Source organism: Blastococcus sp. TML/C7B, assembly GCF_016612845.1.
GTDB lineage: Bacteria > Actinomycetota > Actinomycetes > Mycobacteriales > Geodermatophilaceae > Blastococcus.
On sequence record NZ_JAEOAA010000001.1, the window covers coordinates 1,882,248 to 1,903,795 of the forward strand.

General features: G+C 75.5%; 17 protein-coding genes, 1 tRNA gene and 2 pseudogenes. 15 read left to right on the top strand and 5 right to left on the bottom strand.

Features of this window, described 5'->3' with window-relative positions; translation table 11 throughout:
• Positions 1-10: 10 nt before the first annotated feature.
• On the bottom strand, positions 11-1,192 hold the full coding sequence (locus JKP76_RS09180; protein WP_200490576.1) for an MFS transporter: 1,182 nt from the start codon (positions 1,190-1,192) through the stop codon (positions 11-13).
• A gap of 89 nt (positions 1,193-1,281) precedes the next feature.
• Between JKP76_RS09180 and JKP76_RS09185 the strand changes: the two genes are divergently transcribed.
• From JKP76_RS09185 to JKP76_RS09200, 4 genes are read left to right on the top strand one after another with little or no spacing between them, the layout of a single operon-like run.
• Positions 1,282-1,752 (top strand): universal stress protein, encoded by a 471-nt coding sequence (locus tag JKP76_RS09185; RefSeq protein WP_200490577.1) that lies wholly within the window; start codon positions 1,282-1,284, stop codon positions 1,750-1,752.
• A 13-nt stretch (positions 1,753-1,765) separates the two neighbouring features.
• Positions 1,766-2,809 carry an adenylate/guanylate cyclase domain-containing protein gene (locus JKP76_RS09190; RefSeq protein WP_200490578.1) on the top strand — a complete coding sequence of 348 codons (1,044 nt, stop codon included), beginning with the start codon at positions 1,766-1,768 and terminating at the stop codon, positions 2,807-2,809.
• A 31-nt stretch (positions 2,810-2,840) separates the two neighbouring features.
• Positions 2,841-4,478, top strand: a complete 1,638-nt coding sequence (locus JKP76_RS09195; protein WP_200490579.1) for an ABC-F family ATP-binding cassette domain-containing protein — start codon at positions 2,841-2,843, stop codon at positions 4,476-4,478.
• 19 nt (positions 4,479-4,497) lie between these two features.
• Positions 4,498-5,268, top strand: coding sequence for an SDR family oxidoreductase (locus JKP76_RS09200; RefSeq protein ID WP_200490580.1), 771 nt, complete (start codon positions 4,498-4,500; stop codon positions 5,266-5,268).
• Positions 5,269-5,321: 53 nt separating this feature from the next.
• On the opposite strand, the gene JKP76_RS09205 is transcribed toward JKP76_RS09200, so the two are convergent.
• The 4 genes from JKP76_RS09205 to JKP76_RS09220 form a co-directional block, all read right to left on the bottom strand.
• Positions 5,322-6,230, bottom strand: coding sequence for an alpha/beta fold hydrolase (locus tag JKP76_RS09205; RefSeq protein ID WP_200490581.1), 909 nt, complete (start codon positions 6,228-6,230; stop codon positions 5,322-5,324).
• A 78-nt stretch (positions 6,231-6,308) separates the two neighbouring features.
• Positions 6,309-6,380, bottom strand: a tRNA-Arg gene (locus JKP76_RS09210).
• Positions 6,381-6,436: 56 nt separating this feature from the next.
• Positions 6,437-7,090 carry a DUF305 domain-containing protein gene (locus JKP76_RS09215; RefSeq protein ID WP_200490582.1) on the bottom strand — a complete coding sequence of 218 codons (654 nt, stop codon included), beginning with the start codon at positions 7,088-7,090 and terminating at the stop codon, positions 6,437-6,439.
• 3 nt (positions 7,091-7,093) lie between these two features.
• The gene (locus tag JKP76_RS09220; RefSeq protein WP_200490583.1) at positions 7,094-7,909 is read right to left on the bottom strand and encodes a DUF3105 domain-containing protein; all 816 of its coding nucleotides are present in this window, start codon (positions 7,907-7,909) and stop codon (positions 7,094-7,096) included.
• A gap of 124 nt (positions 7,910-8,033) precedes the next feature.
• Here JKP76_RS09220 and argS point away from each other — a divergent pair, with 124 nt between their 5' ends.
• The 11 genes and pseudogenes from argS to JKP76_RS09275 all read left to right on the top strand — a co-directional run bounded on the left by argS (position 8,034) and on the right by JKP76_RS09275 (position 21,449).
• Positions 8,034-9,695: an arginine--tRNA ligase gene (gene argS / locus JKP76_RS09225; protein WP_200490584.1), complete on the top strand. Its 1,662-nt coding sequence runs from the start codon at positions 8,034-8,036 to the stop codon at positions 9,693-9,695.
• Positions 9,692-11,185, top strand: coding sequence for a diaminopimelate decarboxylase (gene lysA, locus JKP76_RS09230; RefSeq protein ID WP_200490585.1), 1,494 nt, complete (start codon positions 9,692-9,694; stop codon positions 11,183-11,185). Before argS ends, lysA begins: the two co-directional genes overlap by 4 nt.
• A complete protein-coding gene (locus tag JKP76_RS09235; protein ID WP_200490586.1) occupies positions 11,182-12,474 on the top strand; it encodes a homoserine dehydrogenase in 1,293 nt (430 codons plus the stop codon). The genes lysA and JKP76_RS09235 overlap by 4 nt, the downstream gene beginning before the upstream one ends.
• Positions 12,471-13,544: a threonine synthase gene (thrC, locus tag JKP76_RS09240; RefSeq protein ID WP_200490587.1), complete on the top strand. Its 1,074-nt coding sequence runs from the start codon at positions 12,471-12,473 to the stop codon at positions 13,542-13,544. Before JKP76_RS09235 ends, thrC begins: the two co-directional genes overlap by 4 nt.
• Entirely contained in the window at positions 13,541-14,491 is a 951-nt protein-coding gene (gene thrB, locus JKP76_RS09245) for a homoserine kinase (RefSeq protein WP_200490588.1), read from the top strand. Before thrC ends, thrB begins: the two co-directional genes overlap by 4 nt.
• A gap of 358 nt (positions 14,492-14,849) precedes the next feature.
• Positions 14,850-14,900 (top strand): annotated as a pseudogene (locus tag JKP76_RS23995) (hypothetical protein); the annotation flags it as partial.
• Complete coding sequence (gene rho / locus JKP76_RS09250; RefSeq protein ID WP_375335651.1) at positions 14,892-16,877, top strand: transcription termination factor Rho; 1,986 nt, start codon at positions 14,892-14,894, stop codon at positions 16,875-16,877. The pseudogene JKP76_RS23995 and the gene rho, both read left to right, overlap by 9 nt.
• A 134-nt stretch (positions 16,878-17,011) precedes the next feature.
• Positions 17,012-17,254 carry a 50S ribosomal protein L31 gene (gene rpmE, locus JKP76_RS09255; RefSeq protein ID WP_200490589.1) on the top strand — a complete coding sequence of 81 codons (243 nt, stop codon included), beginning with the start codon at positions 17,012-17,014 and terminating at the stop codon, positions 17,252-17,254.
• 84 nt (positions 17,255-17,338) lie between these two features.
• Positions 17,339-18,410 (top strand): annotated as a pseudogene (prfA, locus tag JKP76_RS23400) (peptide chain release factor 1).
• A gap of 53 nt (positions 18,411-18,463) precedes the next feature.
• Positions 18,464-20,761 carry a protein kinase gene (locus JKP76_RS20740; protein ID WP_309232966.1) on the top strand — a complete coding sequence of 766 codons (2,298 nt, stop codon included), beginning with the start codon at positions 18,464-18,466 and terminating at the stop codon, positions 20,759-20,761.
• Positions 20,762-20,789: 28 nt separating this feature from the next.
• On the top strand, positions 20,790-21,449 hold the full coding sequence (locus tag JKP76_RS09275) for an L-threonylcarbamoyladenylate synthase (protein ID WP_309229861.1): 660 nt from the start codon (positions 20,790-20,792) through the stop codon (positions 21,447-21,449).
• Positions 21,450-21,548: the final 99 nt, after the last annotated feature.

The following is a 21,548-nucleotide window of genomic DNA, read 5'->3' on the forward strand; positions in this document are numbered from 1 at the left end:
CGTGCCCCGCTCAGCCCCGCGGGACCGACCGGGCGAGCAGCGCGGTGCCCACCCCGGCCACCACGACGGCGAGCAGCGCCACCCGCAGGCTGCTGGCGTCGGCGATCACCCCGACCAGCGGCGGGACGACGAGGAAGCCGGTGCGCAGCAGCACGTTGACCACCGCCAGGCCGAGCCCCGGCCGCAGCCCGGGCAGCTCGTCGGCGGCGGTATAGGCCGCCGGCACGAGGGTCGCGACCCCCAGCCCGGCCAGCGCGAACCCGGCCAGCGTGCTGGGCACCGACGGCATCGCGAGCGCCGCGCCGAACCCGACGGCGGAGAGCAGCCCGCCGGCCTGCACCACCCGGCGCCGGCCGAACCGGTCGACGGCGCGATCACCGGTGAACCGGCCCACCGTCATCGCCAGCGAGAGCGCGACGAAGCCCAGCCCGGCGACGGCGGGCCCGGCGTCCAGCTCGACCCGCAGGTACAGCGCGCTCCACGAGCTCCCGGCGTCCTCGACGACGACGGCGCACGCGGCCAGGGCACCCAGCGCGGCGATGCCCACGACGGCGCGCGACCGCGCGCGGGCCCGCGGGCGGGGAGCGGAGGCGTCCGGCGGCGGGTCGTCGGAGCCGGGCAGCAGCAGGCGCACGCCGGCCAGGGCGGGGACGGCGACCAGCACGGCGACCACGCCGAGGTGCCAGGACAGCGGCACGCCGAGGCCCGCGGCGGCCGCACCGAGCAGCCCGCCGGCCAGCGACCCCACGCTCCAGGTGCCGTGGAAGGCGTTGATGATCGAGCGGCCGTACCGCCGCTGCACCCGCAGCCCCTGGGCGTTCTGGGCGACGTCGACCGCGGCGTCCACCGCGCCGGCGACCAGCAGCGCGCCGGCCAGCACACCCCACTGCGGAGCGGCCGCGGCCGCCCAGACCGCCGCGGCCAGCAGCACCAGGCCGCCGCCGGCGATCCGGGCCGAGCCGAGGCGGGTCATCAGCGGGGCCACGGCCACCCCGGCGACCAGCGCGCCCAGCGGCTGGGCGGCGAGCGCGGTGCCCAGGGCGGTGTTGCTCAGCCCGAGCTCGGCCTTGAGCTCCGGCAGCCGGGGGACCAGGTTGGCGTAGAGGACGGCGTTGGCGAAGAAGCAGGCGCCGACCGCCGTGCGGGCGTGCCGCAGCCGTGCGTCGGGTCCGCCGGTGCTGATCGCGGCCACGCGCCGTCGTCCTCCCTCGCCCGGGGCGCGGCCCGGCCGCTCCTCGGCTCCGGGTGACCCCCAGCACACGGTCACATAGAGTGCCCGCCGTGAGCGACAGCGCCAGCGCGTACCGGACCGTCGTCGTCGGCACGGACGGGTCGGAGTCCTCCCTGCGCGCCGTCGCGCGGGCCGGGGCCATCGCCGGGGCGACCGGGGCCACCCTGGTCATCGCCTGCGCCTACCTGCCGACCGAGGCCGACGAGCGCGAGCTCTCCCGCGCCCAGGACGTGCTCGGCGACGAGGCCTACCAGGTGGTGGGCTCGCACCCGGCCGAGGACACCGTGCGCACCGCCGCCGAGCGGGCCGGCGCCGCCGGTGCCGGCGAGGTGCGCACCGTCGCCGTCCAGGGCTCCCCCGTGGAGACGCTGCTCGAGATCGTCCGCCGCGAGGACGCCGATCTGCTCGTCGTCGGCAACCGCGGGCTCAACGGGATCAAGGGCCGGCTGCTCGGGTCGGTGCCGGCCGACGCCACCCGTCGCTCGACGTGCGACGTGCTCGTCGTCCACACCACCGGCTGAGGCCGGGGCCGGCATGGACGACCCCGCCCCGCCGCCGGGCGACGATCCCCGGGACGCGCTGGAGCGGCTGCTGCTCGACGGCCCGCGCCGGTACACCCGGCTGCAGGTCGCCGAGATGTCCGGGCTGGCACCGGAGCGCACGCAGCGGCTGTGGCGGGCGCTGGGCTTCCCCGACGCCGCCGACGACGACCCGGTCTTCACCGACGCCGACGTCGAGGCGCTGGCGGTGCTCACCAGGCTGATCGACTCCGGCTTCGTCGACCCCTCCACCGAGGCCTCCATCGCCCGCGCGATGGGGCAGTCGCTGTCCCGGCTGGCGGACTGGCAGACCGACATGCTGGCCGACTCGCTGGCCCGCACCGTGGGGCCGGGGGAGCGGACGGTGTCCCCGGAGGTCGCCGTCGAGGCGGCCCGCGAGCTGCTGCCCAAGCTGCGGCAGGTCCTGGACTACGTGTGGCGCCGGCACCTGGCGGCCAACGCCGGCCGGCTGGTGACGCCCGGGGGCCAGGGCGACCGCCGGGAGCTCACGGTCGGCTTCGCCGACCTCGTCGGCTACACCTCGCGCAGCCGCGGCATGGGCGGCCGCGAGCTGGGCGCGATGGTGGAGGACTTCGAGAGCATCGCCGCCTCGGTCATCGCCCGGCACCACGGCCGGGTGGTCAAGACCGTCGGCGACGGGGTGCTGTTCACCGCCGCCCCGGTGGACGCCGCCGAGATCGGCCTGGCGCTGCCGGACGCCTGGTCGGCCCCCGAGCGGCCGCTGCTGCGGGTCGGCGCCGGCTTCGGCGCGGTGCTCACCCGGCTCGGCGACATCTACTCGCCGGTGGTGAACCTGGCCAGCCGGCTCACGTCGATCGCCCGGCCGGGCACCTTCCTCGTCGACCGCGAGCTGGCGCACCGGATCCGCGACCTCCCCGAGTACCGGGTGCGCCCGCTGCGCCGGGTCTCGGTGCGGGGCTACGACCACCTGCAGCCGTGGCTGGTGCGCCGGCGCCGTGCCGACGACGCCCCCGACCCGGACGGCGGCTACGACGAGGACGCCTTCGACCTGGAGTGAGCGCCCCCGGGCCGGATGGGACGCTGGTGCGGTGAGTGCCACCCTCGTCGCGCGCGGCCTGGCCGCCGGTCACGGCGCCCGCGTCCTGTTCGCCGACCTCGATCTCGTCGTCGCCCCCGGGGACGTCGTCGGGCTGGTCGGTGTCAACGGCGCCGGCAAGTCGACGCTGCTGCGCACGCTGGCCCGCGAGCTGGCGCCCGAGGCCGGCAGCATCGCGGTCAGCCCGCCGTCGGCGACGCTGGGCTACCTGCCGCAGGAGCACGAGCGGCACCCGGGGGAGACGGTGCTGGCCGCGCTCGCCCGGCGCACCGGCGTGGGGGCGGCGCAGGCGGCCCTCGACGACGCGACCGAGCGGCTGACCGCGGGCGAGGACGGCGCCGACGACGCCTACGGCGAGGCGCTGGAGCGCTGGCTCGCCCTGGGCGGGGCCGACCTCGAGGAGCGCGCCGAGGAGGTCGTGGCCGAGGTCGCCCCGGGCGTGGCCCTGGACGCGGAGATGACCGGGCTCTCCGGTGGGCAGGCCGCCCGCGTGGGCCTGGCCTCGCTGCTGCTCTCGCGCTACGACCTGCTGCTGCTCGACGAGCCCACCAACGACCTCGACCTCGCCGGCCTCGACCAGCTGGAGCGGTTCGTCGCCGGCTCCCGCGCGGGCATCGTCGTGGTCAGCCACGACCGCGAGTTCCTGGCCCGCACGGTCACCCGGGTCGTGGAGCTCGACCTGGCCCAGCAGCTCGTGCGCGTCGTGGACGGCGGGTACGAGGCGTACCTGACCGAGCGGGAGGTCGCCCGGCGGCACGCGCGCGAGGAGTACGAGGAGTTCGCCGACACGAAGGCATCGCTCGAGGCGCGCGCCCGGATGCAGCGCAACTGGATGGCCAAGGGCGTCCGCGACTCGATCAAGAAGTCCAAGGACGGCGACAAGCACATCAAGGCGGCCAACCGGGCGTCGTCGGAGAAGCAGGCCGCCAAGGCCAAGCAGACCCAGCGGATGATCGAGCGGCTCGACGTCGTGGAGGAGCCCCGCAAGGAGTGGGAGCTCCGCATGGAGATCGCCGCCGCGCCCCGCGCCGGTGCGGTGGTGGCGAGCCTGCGCGGGGCCGTGGTCCGCCGCGGCGGTTTCACCCTGGGGCCGCTGGACCTCCAGGTCGACTGGGGCGACCGGGTGGCGATCACCGGCGCGAACGGCTCGGGCAAGTCCACCCTGCTCGCCGCGCTGCTCGGCCGGGTGCCGCTGGACGAGGGGACCGCGTCGCTCGGCGCGGCGGTGCAGATCGGCGAGATCGACCAGGCCCGGGGCCTGTTCCTCGGCGAGCAGCAGCTGCTGGACGCCTTCGGCGCCGAGGTGCCGGACTGGCCCACGTCGGAGGTGCGCACGCTGCTGGCCAAGTTCGGGCTCACCGCCGAGCACGTGCTGCGCCCGGCCGCGACGCTCTCGCCCGGGGAGCGGACGCGGGCCGCGCTGGCCCTGCTGCAGGCCCGCGGCGTGAACGTGCTGGTCCTCGACGAGCCGACCAACCACCTCGACCTGCCGGCCATCGAGCAGCTCGAGACCGCGCTCGCCGGCTACACCGGCACCCTGCTGCTGGTCACCCACGACCGGCGGATGCTCGACGCGGTGCACACGACCCGGCGCCTCGAGGTGACCCGCGGGCAGGTCGCGGAGGCCTGAGCTGGGCTAGGTTCGGGCGGTGACCGACCGGACGATCCTGGACATGTTCCGCCTCGACGGCCGCGTCGCCGTCGTCACGGGGGCCTCCTCCGGCCTGGGGGCGGTGTTCGCGCGGGCGCTGGCCGAGGCCGGCGCCGACGTCGTCCTCGGGGCGCGGCGGGTCGACCGGCTGGCCGACACGCAGCGCGCGGTCGAGGCGACCGGGCGGCGGGCGCTCGCCGTCCGCACCGACGTCGCCGTGCCCGAGGACTGCACCGCGCTGGTCGAGGCCGCCATGGCCGAGTTCGGCCGGGTCGACATCCTGGTCAACAACGCCGGCGTGGGCACCGCCTTCCCGGCGACCCGCGAGACCCCCGAGCAGTTCCGCTCGGTCATCGACGTGAACCTCAACGGCTGCTACTGGATGGCGCAGGCCTGCGGGCGGGTCATGCAGCCGGGCAGCTCGATCGTCAACATCTCCAGCATGCTCGGCCTGACCACGGCCGGGCTGCCGCAGGCGGCCTACGCGGCGAGCAAGGCCGGCCTGATCGGGCTGACCCGCGACCTCGCCCAGCAGTGGACCGGGCGCAAGGGCATCCGGGTCAACGCGCTGGCCCCGGGCTTCTTCGTCTCGGAGATGACCGACCAGTACCCGCCGGAGTACATCGACTCGCAGATGCACCGCATCCTGGTCGGCCGCAAGGGCCATCCCGAGGAGCTCGCCGCCGCGCTGATCTTCCTGGTCAGCGACGCCGGCGGCTACGTCACCGGGACGACCATCCCCGTCGAGGGCGGGATGCTCACCAGCTGAGCGACGGGCACCCGGGCCGGCAGCCGGTCGGCCGGCGACCCGGGTGCCGCTCGTCAGGCGAGGCCCTCGACGGAGGCGACCAGCTTCGCGATGCGCTCGATGATCTCCGGCCAGAGCGGGCGCGGCAGGTCGTGGCCCATGCCCTCCAGCACGACCAGCTCGGCGCCCGGGACGGCGGCCGCGGTGGCCCGGCCGCCCGAGACGTTCACCAGGGCGTCGTCCGAGCCGTGGATGACCAGGGTCGGCACGGCCACCCGGGCCAGGTCCGGGGTGCGGTCGGGGCTGGAGAAGATCGCGGCCATCTGGCGGGCCACCCCGGCCGGGTCGTGCGCCCGGTCGAAGGCGAGCGCGGCCCGCGCGCTGACCGCCTCCTCGTCCAGCGGGAAGCCGGGGGAGCCGATCACCCGTGAGGTCTCCAGCTGGCGGGCGATCGCGGTCTCGCGGTCCGTCGCCGGCGGTGCGTAGAGGACGGCGGTGGCGGCCTCCGAGGCGCCACCCACCGACCGGTCGCCGGTCGTGGACATGATCGAGGTCAGGCTGCGCACCCGCTCCGGGTAGGTGAACGCCACCCGCTGGGCGATCATCCCGCCCATCGAGACCCCGACCACGTGCACCGACTCCAGGCCCAGGGCGGTGATCAGCCCCGCGGCGTCGGCCGCCATGTCGGCCAGGTCGTAGGCGACGCCGGACCGGTCGCCGCGGCGGATCGCGCCGAGGTCCGGCGGGCCGGCCTCGTGCAGGTGGGTGGACAGGCCGACGTCGCGGTTGTCGAAGCGCACGACGAACGTGCCGCGTGCCGCGAGGTCGGCGCAGAACTCGTCCGCGTAGCTGATCATCTGCGAGCCCAGGCCGCTGATCAGCAGCACGGGGGTGGCCGACCGGTCGCCGAAGGTCTCGTAGGCCAGCTCGACGTCGCCGACGGTGACCTTCTCGATGCCGCTGGTGGTGCCGCTGCTCTCCATGGGAGCGGAACCTAGTGCAGCCGGCTGAGACGCCGGTCACTGCCTTCCGCGCGGGAGGCGGCGGGTGGAACGAGAGAGTGCCCCCGGCAGGATTCGAACCTGCGCCCCTGCCTCCGGAGGGCAGTGCTCTATCCCCTGAGCTACGGGGGCTCGTCTCGTTCGGGGATGAACCTATCAGCCCCGGAGGGCCGGGCGGGCGGAGGGCCTCAGGGCGCGGGGAGGGGCGTGCCGCCACGCGCGGTGAGCATCGCCGCCATCGTCCGGGTCTCCGCCGTCTGCGCCCCGGAGATCGCCTGTGCCAGGCTGCGCACCGCGGGCAGCTCGGCGTGGTCGACGGCGTACTCGGCCATCTCGAAGCCGCCCTGGTGGTGCCGGATCATCAGCCGCAGGAACTCGACGTCGAACGGCGTGCCGGTGAGGCCGCGCAGGGTGGCCAGCTCCTCCGAGGTGGCCATCCCCGGCATCAGCCCGCCGTCGTCCGGCATCGCGTGGTCGTGCCCGCCGTCCCCGCCGGACATCCAGGCCATCGTGTCGCCGCCGCTCTGCGGGATGCCCCAGAGCGCCAGCCAGCCCTGCATGCGGCCGGCCTGGTTGGTCTGCGTGGCCGAGATGTCGAACGCCAGCTGGCGCACCTCGGGGTCCTCGCTGCGCTCGGCGACCAGGTTGGCCATGAGCACCCCTTGGAGGTGGTGGGTGCTCATGTCGCGGGCGAACCCGGCGTCCACCGACGTGGCCGAGGGCGTGTCGGTGCGGCCGATGCCCAGCGCGACGGCCAGCCCGCCGCCGAGCAGCAGCAGCCCCACGCCGATGACGGCGAGGAGCACGATCCGCAGCCCGCGACCGCCGGAGGTACCCGTCACGACTCAGCCCTGGTCCTCGTCGCTGGGCATGTCGCTGGGGCCGACCGGGGCGCTGCCCTCGCCCTCGACGAGCGGGTCCGCGGCGAAGGCCGGGTTCTCGCACGAGGCGCCGGGCTCGGGGAAGGCGAGCGCGTTGCGCTCGTCGCCGTCGCCGTAGGGGGAGCGCTGGTAGGTCATGAAGTCGGCGAACTTCTCGACCCGCTCGTCGGACGCGCTGTCGACCTTCAGCGAGTGGTTCCAGGCCTGCAGGCTGATCGGCGAGCCGAGCCCCGCGTACGGGGACAGCATCCGGCCCGACGTGCCGTCGACGAGGTCGCTGAGGGTGTCGATGTCGGCGTCGGACACCAGCTCGGGGTCGTAGGTGATCCAGACCGCGCCGTGCTCCAGGCTGTGCACCGCGTTCTCGTGCCGGATGTCGACGTCGTAGACCGTGCCCGTGCAGTCGGCCCAGGTGCCGTCGTGCGGGCCGCCCACCGGAGGGGCCTCGGTGTAGTCGACCTCGGTGGTGACGTGGTCCTGGCCGGGGGAGTACTCGGCCGATTCCACGCCGGAGATCTCGGTGATCGAGGCCAGCTTGTCCGCGTTCGCCTCGTTCACCTGCACCACCGCGTAGGTGATGACGGCGGTGGCGAAGACGACGACGGCCAGGGCGCCGGCGATCAGGCCCCACGGGCGCTTGTGCGCGTCGGCCACCACCTGCGTCGGAGGGCGCGTGCGGCCGCTGCGGCCGCCGGCTCGGGCGCGGTTGGGGTTGCCGCCTCCCGACCGGGGAGCGCCGCCGCGGGGGCGGGCGTCGTCGGGCTTGCGGTCCTTGGCCAAGGCCACTCCTCGGATGCGGGGGGTGCACGGTGCGCGGGGGAGTCTAGGTCGCGAACCTGGGCGTTCCCTGCATGCTCCGGGCGGGGGCGCAGGTGCGGCGGGGGCCGGTCAGTACGCTCGTGCGGTGACACCGGAGCAGTTGCAGGACGTCGTCCGTACCGCCGTGAGCGCGGTCGTCGACCGCGGCGCGCTGCCCGTCGAGGTGCCCGCCGAGGTCGTCATCGAGCGACCGAAGAACCCCGAGCACGGCGACTACGCCACCAACGTCGCCCTCCGGCTGGCCAAGCCCGCCGGCCGGCCGCCCCGCGAGGTCGCCGAGGTGCTCGCCGGGGAGCTGCGGGCGCACGAGGGCATCGCGCGGGTCGACGTCGCCGGTCCCGGCTTCCTGAACATCACGCTGGCCAAGGGCGTGCTCGGCACGATCGCGGTGCAGGCGGTGACCGCCGGCGCCGCCTACGGCCGCACCGACGCCCTCGCCGGCCAGAAGCTGAACCTGGAGTTCGTCTCGGCCAACCCCACCGGCCCGGTGCACATCGGCGGCACCCGCTGGGCCGCCGTCGGCGACGCGCTGGGGCGGCTGCTGGAGGCCAGCGGGGCCTCGGTCACGCGGGAGTACTACTTCAACGACGCCGGTGCGCAGATCGACAGGTTCGCGCTCAGCCTCATGGCCGCCGCCCACGGCCGGCCGGTGCCCGAGGACGGGTACGCCGGCGACTACATCGTCGACATCGCCGAGCAGGTGGTCGCGGCCGAGCCCGGCCTGCTGGAGCGGGACGAGGCCGAGCAGCAGGAGCGGTTCCGCGTCCGCGGCGTCGACCTGATGTTCGCCGAGATCAAGCGCACCCTGGCCGACTTCGGCGTCGTCTTCGACGTCTACTTCAGCGAGCGGACCCTGCACGAGACCGGCGCCCTGGACAAGGCGATCGCCCGGCTGCGCGCGAACGGGCACGTGTACGAGGCCGACGGCGCCGTCTGGCTGCGGACGACGGACTTCGGCGACGACAAGGACCGCCCGCTGATCAAGAGCGACGGCGCGCCGACCTACTTCGCCGCCGACTGCGCCTACTACCTGGACAAGCGCGACCGCGGCTTCGACAAGGTCGTGATCATGCTCGGCGCCGACCACGCCGGCTACGTCGGCCGCTACAAGGCGCTCGCCGCCGCGGTGGGCGACGACCCGGAGGCCACCCTCGAGATCCTGCTCGGCCAGCTGGTCAACCTGGTCCGCGACGGCGAGCCGGTGCGGATGAGCAAGCGGGCCGGCACCGTCGTCCTGCTGGAGGACCTCGTCGAGGCCGTCGGTGCCGACGCCGCTCGCTACGCCCTCGCCCGCGCCTCGGTGGACCAGCAGATCGACCTGGACCTCGACCTGTGGAGCCGGCAGACCAACGACAACCCGGTCTTCTACGTCCAGTACGCGCACGCCCGCATCTCCTCGCTGCTGCGCAACGCCGCCGACCTGGGGCTGGTCCTCGGCGAGGCCGCCGACGTCGACGTCGCGGCGCTCGAGCACCAGCGCGAGAGCGACCTGCTGCGCGCGCTGGGCGAGTTCCCGCGCGTGCTCACCGCCGCCGCCGAGCTGCGCGCCCCGCACCGGGTGGCCCGGTACCTGGAGGAGTTGGCCGGCACCTACCACCGGTTCTACGACTCGTGCCGCGTGCTGCCGCGCGGCGACGAGGAGGTCACCCCGCTGACCACCGCCCGCCTGTGGCTGTGCGCGGCCACCGCGACGGTGCTGCGCAACGGCCTGGACGTCCTCGGCGTGACCGCTCCGGAGCGGATGTGAGGGCGCACCCGGCCGGGCCGCTGCACGGGAGCATCCAGCAGCCGACCGGCGCCGGCGCGCCTCCCGCGGAGCTCGGGGCGCTGGACCCGCAGGTGTGGCCGCGCTCGGCCACCCGCGTCGACGGCGAGCTGCACCTCGCCGGGCGAGCTGTCACCGACCTCGCCCGCGAGCACGGCACCCCGCTGTTCGTGCTGGACGAGGAGGACTTCCGCGGCCGCGCCGCGGACTTCGCGACCGCCTTCGACGGCGCCGACGTGCACTACGCGTCCAAGGCGTTCCTGTGCGGGCAGGTGGCCCGCTGGATCGCCGACGACGGCCTGCACCTGGACGCCTGCAGCGGCAACGAGCTGGCGCTGGCGCTGGCGGCCGGCTTCCCCGCCGAGCGGATCGCGCTGCACGGCAACAACAAGTCGCTGGTCGAGCTGCAGCTGGCCGTCGACTCCGGGATCGGGCACGTGGTGCTCGACTCGTTCGACGAGATCGAGCGGCTCGCGCCCCTCGCCGCGGCCCGCGTCGCCGCCGGGGGAGCGCCCGTGCCGGTGCTCATCCGGTCGACGGTCGGCATCGAGGCCCACACCCACGAGTTCATCGCCACCGCGCACGAGGACCAGAAGTTCGGCTTCTCCCTGGCCACCGGCGACGCGCTGACCGCCGCGGTGCGGGTCATCCGCGAGCCGGCGCTGCGGCTGGCCGGGCTGCACAGCCACATCGGCTCGCAGATCTTCGACACCGCCGGCTTCGAGGCCGCCGCGCACCGCGTCGTCGGCCTGCTCGGCCAGATCCACCAGGCCACCGGCGAGCTGCTCGGCGAGCTGAACCTCGGCGGCGGCTTCGGCATCGCCTACCTCGCCGACGACGACCCGGTCGCCCCGGGCGACGTCGCGGCCAGGCTGCGCTCGGTCGTCGCCGCGGAGTGCGCCGCCCTCGGGCTGCCGGTGCCGCGGCTCGCGGTCGAGCCCGGCCGCGCCATCGCGGGCCCCGGCACCGTCACGCTCTACGAGATCGGCACCATCAAGCCGGTGCGACTCGGGTCCGGGGGAGGCCCCGGGGTGCCGGCCGTGCGCAACTACGTCTCCGTCGACGGCGGGATGAGCGACAACATCCGCACCGCCCTCTACGACGCCGACTACACGTGCGTGCTGGCCAACCGGACGTCCGACGCGCCGCCGGCGCTGTGCCGCGTCGTCGGCAAGCACTGCGAGAGCGGGGACATCCTGGTCCGGGACCTGTGGCTGCCCTCCGACGTCGCCCCCGGCGACCTGCTCGCGGTGGCCGCCACCGGCGCCTACTGCTGGTCGATGGCGAGCAACTACAACTACCTGCTCAAGCCGCCGGTGGTCGCCGTCCGGGACGGCGTCGCGACCGAGATCGTGCGGCGTCAGACACTGTCCGACGTGTTCGCCCTCGACGCCGTCCTCGCAGACGTGCCCGCCCCCTCGCCCGCTCCCGACCAGCCGGCCCCCGAGCACGCCGCCGGAGCCCGCTCGTGAGCGCGCCGCTGCGCGTCGCGTTGCTGGGCTGCGGCACGGTCGGCAGCGCCGTCCTGCGCCTGGTCGAGGAGCAGGCCGACGACCTCACCGCCCGCGTCGGCCGCCCAATCGAGGTCGTGGGCATCGCCGTCCGCCGGCCCGCGCACCACCCCGACGTGCCGCAGCACCTGCTGACCACGGACTCCGCGGCCCTCGTGCGCCGGGACGACGTCGACCTGGTCGTCGAGGTCATCGGGGGCATCGAGCCGGCCCGCAGCCTGATGCTCGCGGCGTTCGAGGCGGGCAAGTCGGTGGTGAGCGCGAACAAGGCGCTGCTGGCCGAGGACGGCCCTGCCCTGCACGCGGCCGCCGCGGCGGCCGGCGTGGACCTCTACTACGAGGCCGCCGTCGCCGGCGCGATCCCGCTGCTGCGGCCGCTGCGCGAGTCGCTGGCCGGTGACCAGCTCCGCCGGGTCGTCGGCATCGTCAACGGGACGACGAACTACATCCTGTCGCGCATGGCCGAGACCGGTGCCGGCTTCGCCGAGGCGCTGGCCGAGGCCACCGAGCTCGGGTACGCCGAGGCCGACCCGACCGCCGACGTCGACGGCTTCGACGCGGCGGCCAAGGCGGCCATCCTGGCGTCGCTGGCGTTCCACACGCCGGTCTCCTCGGCCGACGTGCACCGCGAGGGCATCTCCGCGGTCTCCGCGACCGACGTCGCGCGCGCCGCCGAGATCGGCTGCACCGTCAAGCTGCTCGCCATCTGCGAGCGGGTGCCCAACGGTGACGGGGACTCCGTCGCCGTCCGCGTGCACCCCGCGATGATCCCGACGACCCACCCGCTGGCCTCGGTCGGCGGCGCGTTCAACGCCGTCTTCGTCGAGGCCGAGGCCGCCGGGCAGCTGATGTTCTACGGCCAGGGCGCGGGGGGAGAGCCCACCGCCAGCGCCGTGCTCGGCGACCTCGTGGCCGTCGCGCGCAACCGGGTCGCCGGCGCCTCGGGCCAGGGCCCGACCGGCTACGCCGACCTGCCGGTCCGGCCGATGGCCGAGACGCCGACGCGCTACCACGTCAGCCTCGACGTGGCCGACAAGCCGGGTGTCCTGGCCTCGGTCGCGCAGGAGTTCGCCCGCCACGAGGTGAGCATCTCCACCGTCCGCCAGACCGGCCGCGGCGACGCCGCCACGCTGGTCATCGTCACCCACAGCGCCCCCGATGCGGCGCTCTCGGCCACCATCGCCGCTCTGCGGGACATGCCCGCGGTCCGTGGCGTCACCAGCGTCCTGCGCGTGGAAGGTCTGCAATGAGCTCACCGACGACGGTCTCCCCGGGCTGGCCCGGCCTGATCGAGGCCTACCGGTCGCGGCTGCCGGTCAGCGACTCGACCCCGGTCATCACCCTGCACGAGGGCGCGACCCCGCTGGTGCACGCCCGCGAGCTCAGCAGCCGCACCGGCTGCGAGGTGTACCTCAAGGTCGAGGGCGCCAACCCGACGGGATCGTTCAAGGACCGCGGGATGACGATGGCGATCACCAAGGCCGTCGAGGAGGGCGCCAAGGCGGTCATCTGCGCCTCCACCGGCAACACCAGCGCCAGCGCCGCCGCCTACGCCGCGCGCGCCGGCATCACCTGCGCCGTCCTCGTGCCGCAGGGCAAGATCGCGATGGGCAAGCTGGCCCAGGCGCTCGTGCACGGCGCCAAGCTGCTGCAGGTCGACGGCAACTTCGACGACTGCCTCGCCCTGGCCAGCAAGCTCGCCATCGACTACCCGGTGAGCCTGGTCAACAGCGTCAACCAGTTCCGCATCGAGGGCCAGAAGACGGCGTCGTTCGAGATCGTCGACGTCCTCGGCGACGCCCCCGACATCCACTGCCTGCCGGTCGGCAACGCCGGCAACATCACCGCCTACTGGCAGGGCTACCGGGAGTACGCGGCCGACGGGCCGGCGACGCGCACCCCGCGCATGTGGGGCTTCCAGGCCGCCGGCGCCGCGCCGATCGTCAACGGCGCCGTCGTCGAGAACCCGAGCACGATCGCCACCGCCATCCGCATCGGCAACCCGGCGTCCTGGACCAAGGCGCTGGCCGCCCGCGACGACTCCGGTGGCCGCATCGACGCCGTCACCGACCGCGCGATCCTCTCGGCCTACCGGCTGCTGGCCCGCAGCGAGGCGGTGTTCGTCGAGCCTGCGTCCGCGGCCTCGGTCGCCGGCCTGCTGCAGGTGCACGCCGCCGGGGAGCTCGAGCCCGGCCAGCGGATCGTCTGCACGGTCACCGGCAACGGGCTCAAGGACCCGGAGTGGGCGATCTCCGGCGCCCCGGCGCCGGTGACGATCCCGGTCGACGCCGCCGCCGCGGCCGCCCAGCTCGGGCTGTGACCGCGCCCGGCGCGCTGCGGGCGCGCGTCCGGGTGCCCGCCACCAGCGCCAACCTCGGACCCGCCTTCGACTGCGCCGGCCTCGCGCTCACCGTGCACGACGAGCTGGAGTTCGCCGTGACCGACGGCGGGCTCGTCGTCGAGATGACCGGTGAGGGCGCGGACACCCTCCCCGCCGACGAGTCGCACCTCGTCGTCCGCTCCTTCCGCGCGGCCTGCGCGGAGCTCGGCTGGTCGCCGGCCGGGCTCCGGATCACCACGCGCAACGGCATCCCGCAGGGGCGGGGGATGGGCTCCTCGGCCGCGGCCGTCGTCGCCGGCGTCGTCGGTGCGTGGGCGCTGTGCCCGTCGGTCGACGCGGTCCACCGCGAGGCGGTGCTGCGGCTGGTCACCGAGATCGAGGGCCACCCGGACAACGTGGCGGCCTGCCTGCTCGGCGGGGCGACGCTGTCCTGGATGGGTGACGGCGGTGCCCGCGCCGAACGGCTCGCGGTGTCCGACGACGTCCTGCCGGTGGTGCTGGTCCCGACGACGACGCTGTCCACCCACGTCGCGCGCGGGCTCCTGCCCGAGCTCGTCCCGCACGCCGACGCGGCGTTCAACGCCGGGCGCTCCGGCCTGCTGGTGCACGCGCTCACCGCGGCACCGGCCCTGTTGCTCGAGGCGACCGAGGACCGGCTGCACCAGGCGCAGCGCGGCGCGGCCATGCCGGCCTCGCACGACCTGGTGGCGGCGCTGCGCGCGGCCGGGCACGCCGCCGTCGTCTCCGGGGCCGGGCCGAGCGTGCTCGTGCTCGCCCGCCGGCAGCCCGGCGACGCGAACGTCGAGGACGCGGCCGAGGTGCGGGCGATCCGCGCGCTCGCGCCGGCCGGCTGGCGGGTGCTCCCGCTCGCCGTCGACCGGGCCGGCGCGACGGTGCTGGAGGGCCCCCGGGTATCGTCTCGGTAACGAGGAACACGCTGGGAACCACCGGTGTTGTCCAGTCCGTGAGCGTGCGTCTAGGCTCACGGCGTAGCCGCCCACTCGGGCGAGCCTCGCGTGGGACCGAAGCCGGCGATCAAGCCGATGATCCGCCCCACATCTTCACCCCGCTCCTCCCTGCGCCCCCGCCTCATGCCCGGGCCCACGGGGAGCGGTGCACCCCCTGCGCTGGAACGCGCAGGTCACCGCAGGGAAGGACCTGTACGTGAGCGAAAGCACCGACCTCGCCATGACCGGCGCGCAGGACGCGGCCGGCACGAGCGAGGCCCCCGCCGCTCCCGAGGCTGCGGGCCGCGCCCGCCGCCGCGGCACCGGACTGGCCGGCATGCTGCTGCCCGAGCTGCAGCGCCTGGCCGCCGAGCTGGGCATCCCCGGCACCGGGCGCATGCGCAAGGGCGACCTCGTGGCCGCCATCTCCGCCCGCCAGGTCGGCGGCGACTCGGGCACCCCGGCGCCCCGCGCCGAGGCCCCGGACACCGGCGCCGACCGCGCCCGCGGCGTGGCCGCGACGGCCGCGCCCCTCGAGGCACCGATCAGCGGTGGCGCCAACGGCGGCCCCCTGACGACGAACGACGCCGACGCGCGGCCGACCCGGTCGCGCCGCGGGGCCAGCCGCCCCGCGGGCTCCCCGGCCGCCGAGCCGGCCCCCGCCGCCGACGCCCCGGCCGCCGACGCCCGTCCGGCGGAGGCCACTGCCCCCGCCGAGGCGCCCCAGCGCGACGGCGGTCAGCGGGACGGCGACCAGCGCGATGCCGGTCAGCGGGACGCCGAGCAGTCCGACGGCGAGCAGCGCGACGGCGACCGCCCGCAGCGCAACCGCGACCGGAACCGCAACCGCGCGGACCGGGACGGCGGCAACCGCGACAACGCCCGTGACGGCGGCAACCGCGACAACGCCCGTGACGGCGGCAACCGTGACAACGGCAACGACCGCGGCGACCGGCCCGAGCGCGGCAACCGCGACGGGAACCGCGACACCGCCCGCGAGGGCAACCGCGGCCCGGACCGCGGCGAGCGGACCGACCGGGACGGCCGTCCGGGCAACCGGAACGACAACCGCACCGAGGGCAACCGCGGTCCGAACGCCGACGAGGACGACGACTTCGAGGGCGGCCGCGGCCGCCGCGGGCGTCGCTACCGCGACCGGAACAAGCGCGGCAACGCCGTCGGCGGGCGGGACCGGTTCGACCAGGGCGAGCCGACCATCAGCGAGGACGACGTCCTGCTGCCGGTCGCCGGCATCCTCGACGTGCTCGACAACTACGCCTTCGTGCGCACGTCGGGCTACCTCACCGGGCCGAACGACGTCTACGTCTCGCTGTCGCAGGTGCGCCGCTACGGCCTGCGCCGCGGTGACGCCATCACCGGCGCCGTCCGGCAGCCCCGCGAGGGCGAGCGCAAGGACAAGTACAACGCGCTGGTCCGCCTCGACACGGTCAACGGCCTGGACCCGGAGCAGGCGAAGAACCGCCCCGAGTTCACCAAGCTGACCCCGCTCTACCCGCAGGAGCGCCTGCGGCTGGAGACCGAGCCGCACCTGCTCACCACCCGGGTCATCGACCTCGTCATGCCGATCGGCAAGGGGCAGCGCGCGCTGATCGTCTCGCCGCCGAAGGCCGGCAAGACCATGGTGCTGCAGTCGCTGGCCAACGCGATCACCACGAACAACCCCGAGTGCCACCTCATGGTGGTGCTGGTCGACGAGCGGCCCGAAGAGGTCACCGACATGCAGCGCTCGGTGAAGGGCGAGGTCATCGCCTCGACCTTCGACCGGCCGCCGTCGGACCACACCACGGTCGCCGAGCTCTCCATCGAGCGGGCCAAGCGCCTGGTCGAGATGGGCCACGACGTGGTCGTGCTGCTGGACTCGATCACCCGGCTGGGCCGCGCCTACAACCTGGCGGCCCCCGCCAGCGGGCGCATCCTGTCCGGTGGTGTCGACTCCACGGCGCTGTACCCGCCCAAGCGCTTCCTGGGTGCGGCCCGCAACATCGAGAACGGCGGCTCGCTCACGATCATCGCCTCGGCGCTGGTCGAGACCGGCTCCACGATGGACACGGTCATCTTCGAGGAGTTCAAGGGCACTGGTAACGCGGAGATCAAGCTCGACCGCCGGCTGGCGGACAAGCGGGTCTTCCCGGCGGTCGACGTCAACGCGTCGGGCACGCGCAAGGAGGAGATCCTCATGTCGCCCGACGAGCTGGCCATCGTCATCAAGCTGCGCCGGGTCCTCGCCGCGCTGGAGCCCCAGCAGGCGCTCGAGCTGCTGCTGGACAAGCTGAAGAAGACGCGCAACAACGTCGAGTTCCTCATGCAGATCCAGAAGACGACGCTGGGTCCGGACAAGGACTGACCAGGGTGGCCGGTCGCCCGGTCTCCCCATCTGGGAGACTGGTCGACCGAGCCCCGCTGCGGCGCCGGAATACCAGGCGCCCGCAGGCGTTCCACCACACGCACACCAGAGACTTCTCGGAAGAGGCGCCAGCCATGAAGCCCGACATCCACCCGGCCTACAACGTCACCACCGTGACCTGTGGCTGCGGCAACACCTTCACCACCCGCAGCACCTCGCCGAGCGGCACGCTGACCGTCGAGACCTGCTCCGCCTGCCACCCCTTCTACACCGGCAAGCAGCGCATCCTCGACACCGGTGGCCGCGTCGCCCGCTTCGAGAAGCGGTTCGGCAAGCGCGGCGCTGCCTCCGCCGAGGCGCCCGCAGACGCCAAGTAGCACCCCCGACGGCGCCCGTCCCACCTCGCGGTGGGGCGGGCGCCGTCGTCGTGTCCGGACCCGACCGCACGCAGGAGTTCCCCGATGAGCAGCCTCGCCCCCGACCGGCTGGCCGTGCTGCTGGCCGAGCACGCGTCGCTGGAGCAGGAGCTCGCCGACCCCGCGGTGCACGCCGACCAGGGCCGGGCCCGCCGGCTGGGCCGCCGGTACGCGCAGCTCGCGCCGCTGGTGGAGACCGCCCGGGCCCTCGACGAGGCGCGCGGTGACCTGGCCACGGCCCGCGAGCTCGCCGCGGAGGATGCGTCGTTCCGCGAGGAGGCGGCCTCCCTCGAGCAGCGCATCCCGCAGCTGGAGGACCGGCTGCGCGAGCAGTTGCTGCCCAAGGACCCCGACGACGACAAGGACGTCATCCTCGAGATCAAGGCGGGGGAGGGCGGCGCGGAGTCCGCGCTGTTCGCCGGCGACCTGCTGCGCATGTACCTGCGCTACGCCGAGCGCCGCGGGTGGTCCACCGAGGTGCTCGACGCCCAGGACGCCGAGCTGGGCGGCTACAAGGACGTGGCGGTCGCGATCAAGAGCCGCACCGACGAGGGCATCTGGGCGCGGCTGAAGTTCGAGGGCGGGGTGCACCGCGTGCAACGGGTGCCCGCCACGGAGAGCCAGGGCCGCATCCACACCTCGGCGGCCGGTGTCCTGGTGCTGCCCGAGGCCGAGGAGGTCGACGTCACCGTCGACCCGAACGACCTGCGGATCGACGTGTTCCGCTCCTCGGGCCCCGGCGGGCAGAGCGTGAACACCACCGACTCCGCCGTCCGCATCACGCACGTGCCCTCCGGCATCGTGGTCAGCTCGCAGAACGAGAAGAGCCAGCTGCAGAACAAGGAGTCGGCGCTGCGGGTGCTGCGCTCCCGCCTGCTGGCCGCCGCCCGCGAGGAGGCGGCCGCCACCGCGAGCGACCAGCGGCGCAGCCAGGTGCGCACCGTCGACCGCAGCGAGCGGGTGCGCACCTACAACTTCCCGGAGAACCGGATCTCCGACCACCGGAGTCGGCTACAAGTCGCACAACCTGGATGCCGTGCTCGACGGCGACCTGGACGCGGTGATCGACGCGCTGAGCAGCGCGCACACCGCCGAGCTGCTGGCGGCCGGCTCCTGAGGGGCGGGTCCGGGGCGAGGGTCCGCACGCTGCTCGCCGACGCCGCGCGCCGGCTGGCCGACGCCGGCGTCGAGTCCCCGCGGGTCGACGCCGAGCTGCTGCTCGCGCACGTCGTGGGCCGGACCCGCGCCGGGCTGCTCACCCTCGACGAGGTCGACGACGACGCCGCGGCGCGGTTCGCCGGCCTGGTGGAGCAGCGCGCCGACCGCGTGCCGCTGCAGCACCTCACCGGCCGGGCCCCGTTCCGGCGGCTCGAGCTCGCCGTCGGCCCGGGGGTGTTCGTCCCGCGGCCGGAGACCGAACTGCTCGTCGAGTGGGCGCTGGAGCAGCTGGCCGGCGTCGACGGGCCGGTCGTGGTCGACCTCGGCAGCGGCTCGGGCGCCATCGCGCCTGTCGATCGCGCACGAGCACCCCGGCGCGCGGGTCACCGCCGTGGAGCGCGATCCCGGCGCCATCGCCTGGACCCGCCACAACGCCCTCGACCGCGTCGGCGCCGGGGACACCCCGGTGGGCGTCGTCGCCGGCGACATGACCGACCCCGCGCTGCTCTCCGAGCTCGACGGGCGGGTCGATCTCGTGGTCTCCAACCCGCCGTACGTGCCCGACGGCGCCCGCGTGCCGCGCGAGGTGGCCGACCACGACCCGCCGCTGGCGCTGTGGGGCGGCCCCGACGGCCTCGACGTCGTGCGCGGCATGCTCGGCGTCGCGGCGCGGCTGCTCCGCCCCGGCGGCCGGCTCGGCATCGAGCACGCCGACCAGCAGGGGACGGCGCTGCCCGCGGTGGTGCGCGCGCACGGCGGGTTCACCGACGTCGAGGACCACCCCGATCTCTCCGGCCGCCCGCGCTTCACGACCGCCCGCAGGGGGCCGGGGGAGGACCGGTGAGCGGGCCCGGGCCGCAGCCCGGCCTGCTGGCCGACCGCTACCGGCTGGGTTCGCTCATCGCCGGCGGCGGCATGGGCCAGGTGTGGCGCGGCCGCGACACGCTGCTCGACCGCCCGGTGGCGGTCAAGGTGCTGCGCGAGCAGTTCGCCGCCGAACCGGCCTTCCGCACCCGGTTCCGGGCGGAGGCGCAGCACGCCGCAACGCTGGTCCACCCGCACATCGCCGCCGTCTTCGACTACGGCGAGCTGCCCGGCACGGCCGGTTCCGCGCCGGTGGCCTACCTGGTGATGGAGCTCGTCGAGGGCGAGTCGCTGGCCGACGTGCTGCGCCGGGAGGGGCGGCTGGACGTGCCGCGCACGCTCGACGTGCTCCGCCAGGCTGCCGACGGGCTCGGGGCCGCCCACGCCGCCGGGGTCGTGCACCGCGACATCAAGCCGGCCAACCTGCTGGTCGGCTCCGACGGCGTGGTGAAGCTGACCGACTTCGGCATCGCGCGCTCGGCCGCGAGCGCCGCCGTCACCACCACCGGCCAGGTCATCGGCACCGCGCACTACCTCTCCCCGGAGCAGGCCTCCGGGCAGCGGGCGAGCCCGGCCAGCGACGTCTACGCGCTCGGGACCGTCGGCTACGAGTGCCTGGCCGGGCGGCGGGCGTTCGAGGGCGAGAGCGCCGTGCAGATCGCGGTCATGCAGATCCGCGAGCACCCCGACCCGCTGCCGGCCTCGGTCCCGCCGGAGGTCCGCGCGCTCATCGACCGCGCGATGGTGAAGAACCCCGCCGCCCGGTTCCCGGACGGCGCGGCGCTCCGCGACGCCGTCGACGAGGTGCGCGCCGGTGCGCCGGCCCGGTCCCCGGCGCCGACGGCGGTGCTCCCGGCCGTGCCGGTCCCCACTCCCGCGGACGGGCCGCCCGGCGAGCGGTCGCGCCGGCGCCGGTGGCCGGTGGTGCTGGTGCTCGCCGCGCTGCTCGTGGTCCCGGGCGTGGCCGCCCTCGTCGCGAGCTCAGGCGACGGCGGGCAGCCCGGGACCACGGCCGGGCCGACGACCGCGTCGACCACCCCCACCACGCCGCGCACGCCGGACCCGGTCGACGTCCTCGCCGAGGCGCTGGTGGGCCGCCCGGTCCGCGAAGTGCAGGCCGAGCTCATCGGGCGCGGCCTCCGGGTCGAGCTCGCCGCGGTCGAGACCGCCGACGTCGCCGCCGGGCTGGTCACCGCCGTCGAGCCCGCCGGCGCCCTGCCGCCCGACGCGCTGGTCCGGCTCGGCTACGCCGTGCCGCCGGTCCCGGAGCCCACGCAGGCGCCCGCGCCCGCGCCGGCACCGGTGGACGACGGCGGTGACGAGGAGGCGGACGAGCCGGAGGGCGGCGGCCGGGGCGAGCCCGGTGGCGGCCCGCGCGACCGGGACGACGAGAAGGGCCCCGGCCAGGGGGGCGGCCGGGGGAACCGGGGCGAGGGCGGCCGCTGAACCCGCCCGGCGCGGGGCGCGGGGAGCGGTGGGAGACTCCCTCCCCGTGGCCGAGATCTACGACTGCACCGACCCCGAGGCGCGCACCGCCGGCCTGGAGGCCGCGACCGCGGCCATCGGCAGCGGGGAGCTGGTGCTGCTGCCGACCGACACCGTCTACGGGGTGGCCGCGAACGCGTTCGACCCGGACGCCGTGACCGCCCTCCTGGCCGCGAAGAACCGCGGCCGCGGGATGCCGGTGCCGGTGCTCATCGGCGAGGCCTCGACGCTGGCCGGGCTGGTTCTGCACACGCCGCCCGCGGCCACCGCCCTGGCGCAGGCGTTCTGGCCCGGCGGGCTGACCCTCGTCGTCGAGCACGCGCCGTCGCTGGCCTGGGACCTCGGTGACGCCGAGGGGACGGTCGCCGTCCGGCTCCCCGACGACGAGCTGACCCGCGACCTGCTGCGGCGGACCGGCCCGCTGGCGGTCTCCAGCGCCAACCGCTCCGGCCGGCCGGCCGCCACCACCGCGCAGGAGGCCGCCGACCAGCTCGGCGCGCACGCCGCCGTCGTCCTGGACGGGGGGCCCCGCGCGGACTCCGCGGCCAGCACCATCGTCGACTGCACCGGCGCCACTCCGAGGGTCCTCCGCGTGGGCGCGATCCCGGTCGAGCGGCTGCGCGACGCCGTCCCGGACGTCCAGGACTGAGCCGGATCACGACCGCGGGGCCGCGGTGCGGTCCGGGGGACCCCGGGGTCCGGGCGCTACCGTGGGGAGACCGCCGCGCCACCTCGAGGTGTCGCGGCA

Excerpts from the sequence above, each read along its gene's own strand:
- JKP76_RS09190 (WP_200490578.1), top strand. The coding sequence starts at position 1,766 with ATGGACGACCCCGCCCCGCCGCCGGGCGACGATCCCCGGGACGCGCTG.
- JKP76_RS09205 (WP_200490581.1), bottom strand. The coding sequence starts at position 6,230 with ATGGAGAGCAGCGGCACCACCAGCGGCATCGAGAAGGTCACCGTCGGC.
- rpmE (WP_200490589.1), top strand. The coding sequence starts at position 17,012 with ATGAAGCCCGACATCCACCCGGCCTACAACGTCACCACCGTGACCTGT.
- thrC (WP_200490587.1), top strand. The coding sequence starts at position 12,471 with ATGAGCTCACCGACGACGGTCTCCCCGGGCTGGCCCGGCCTGATCGAG.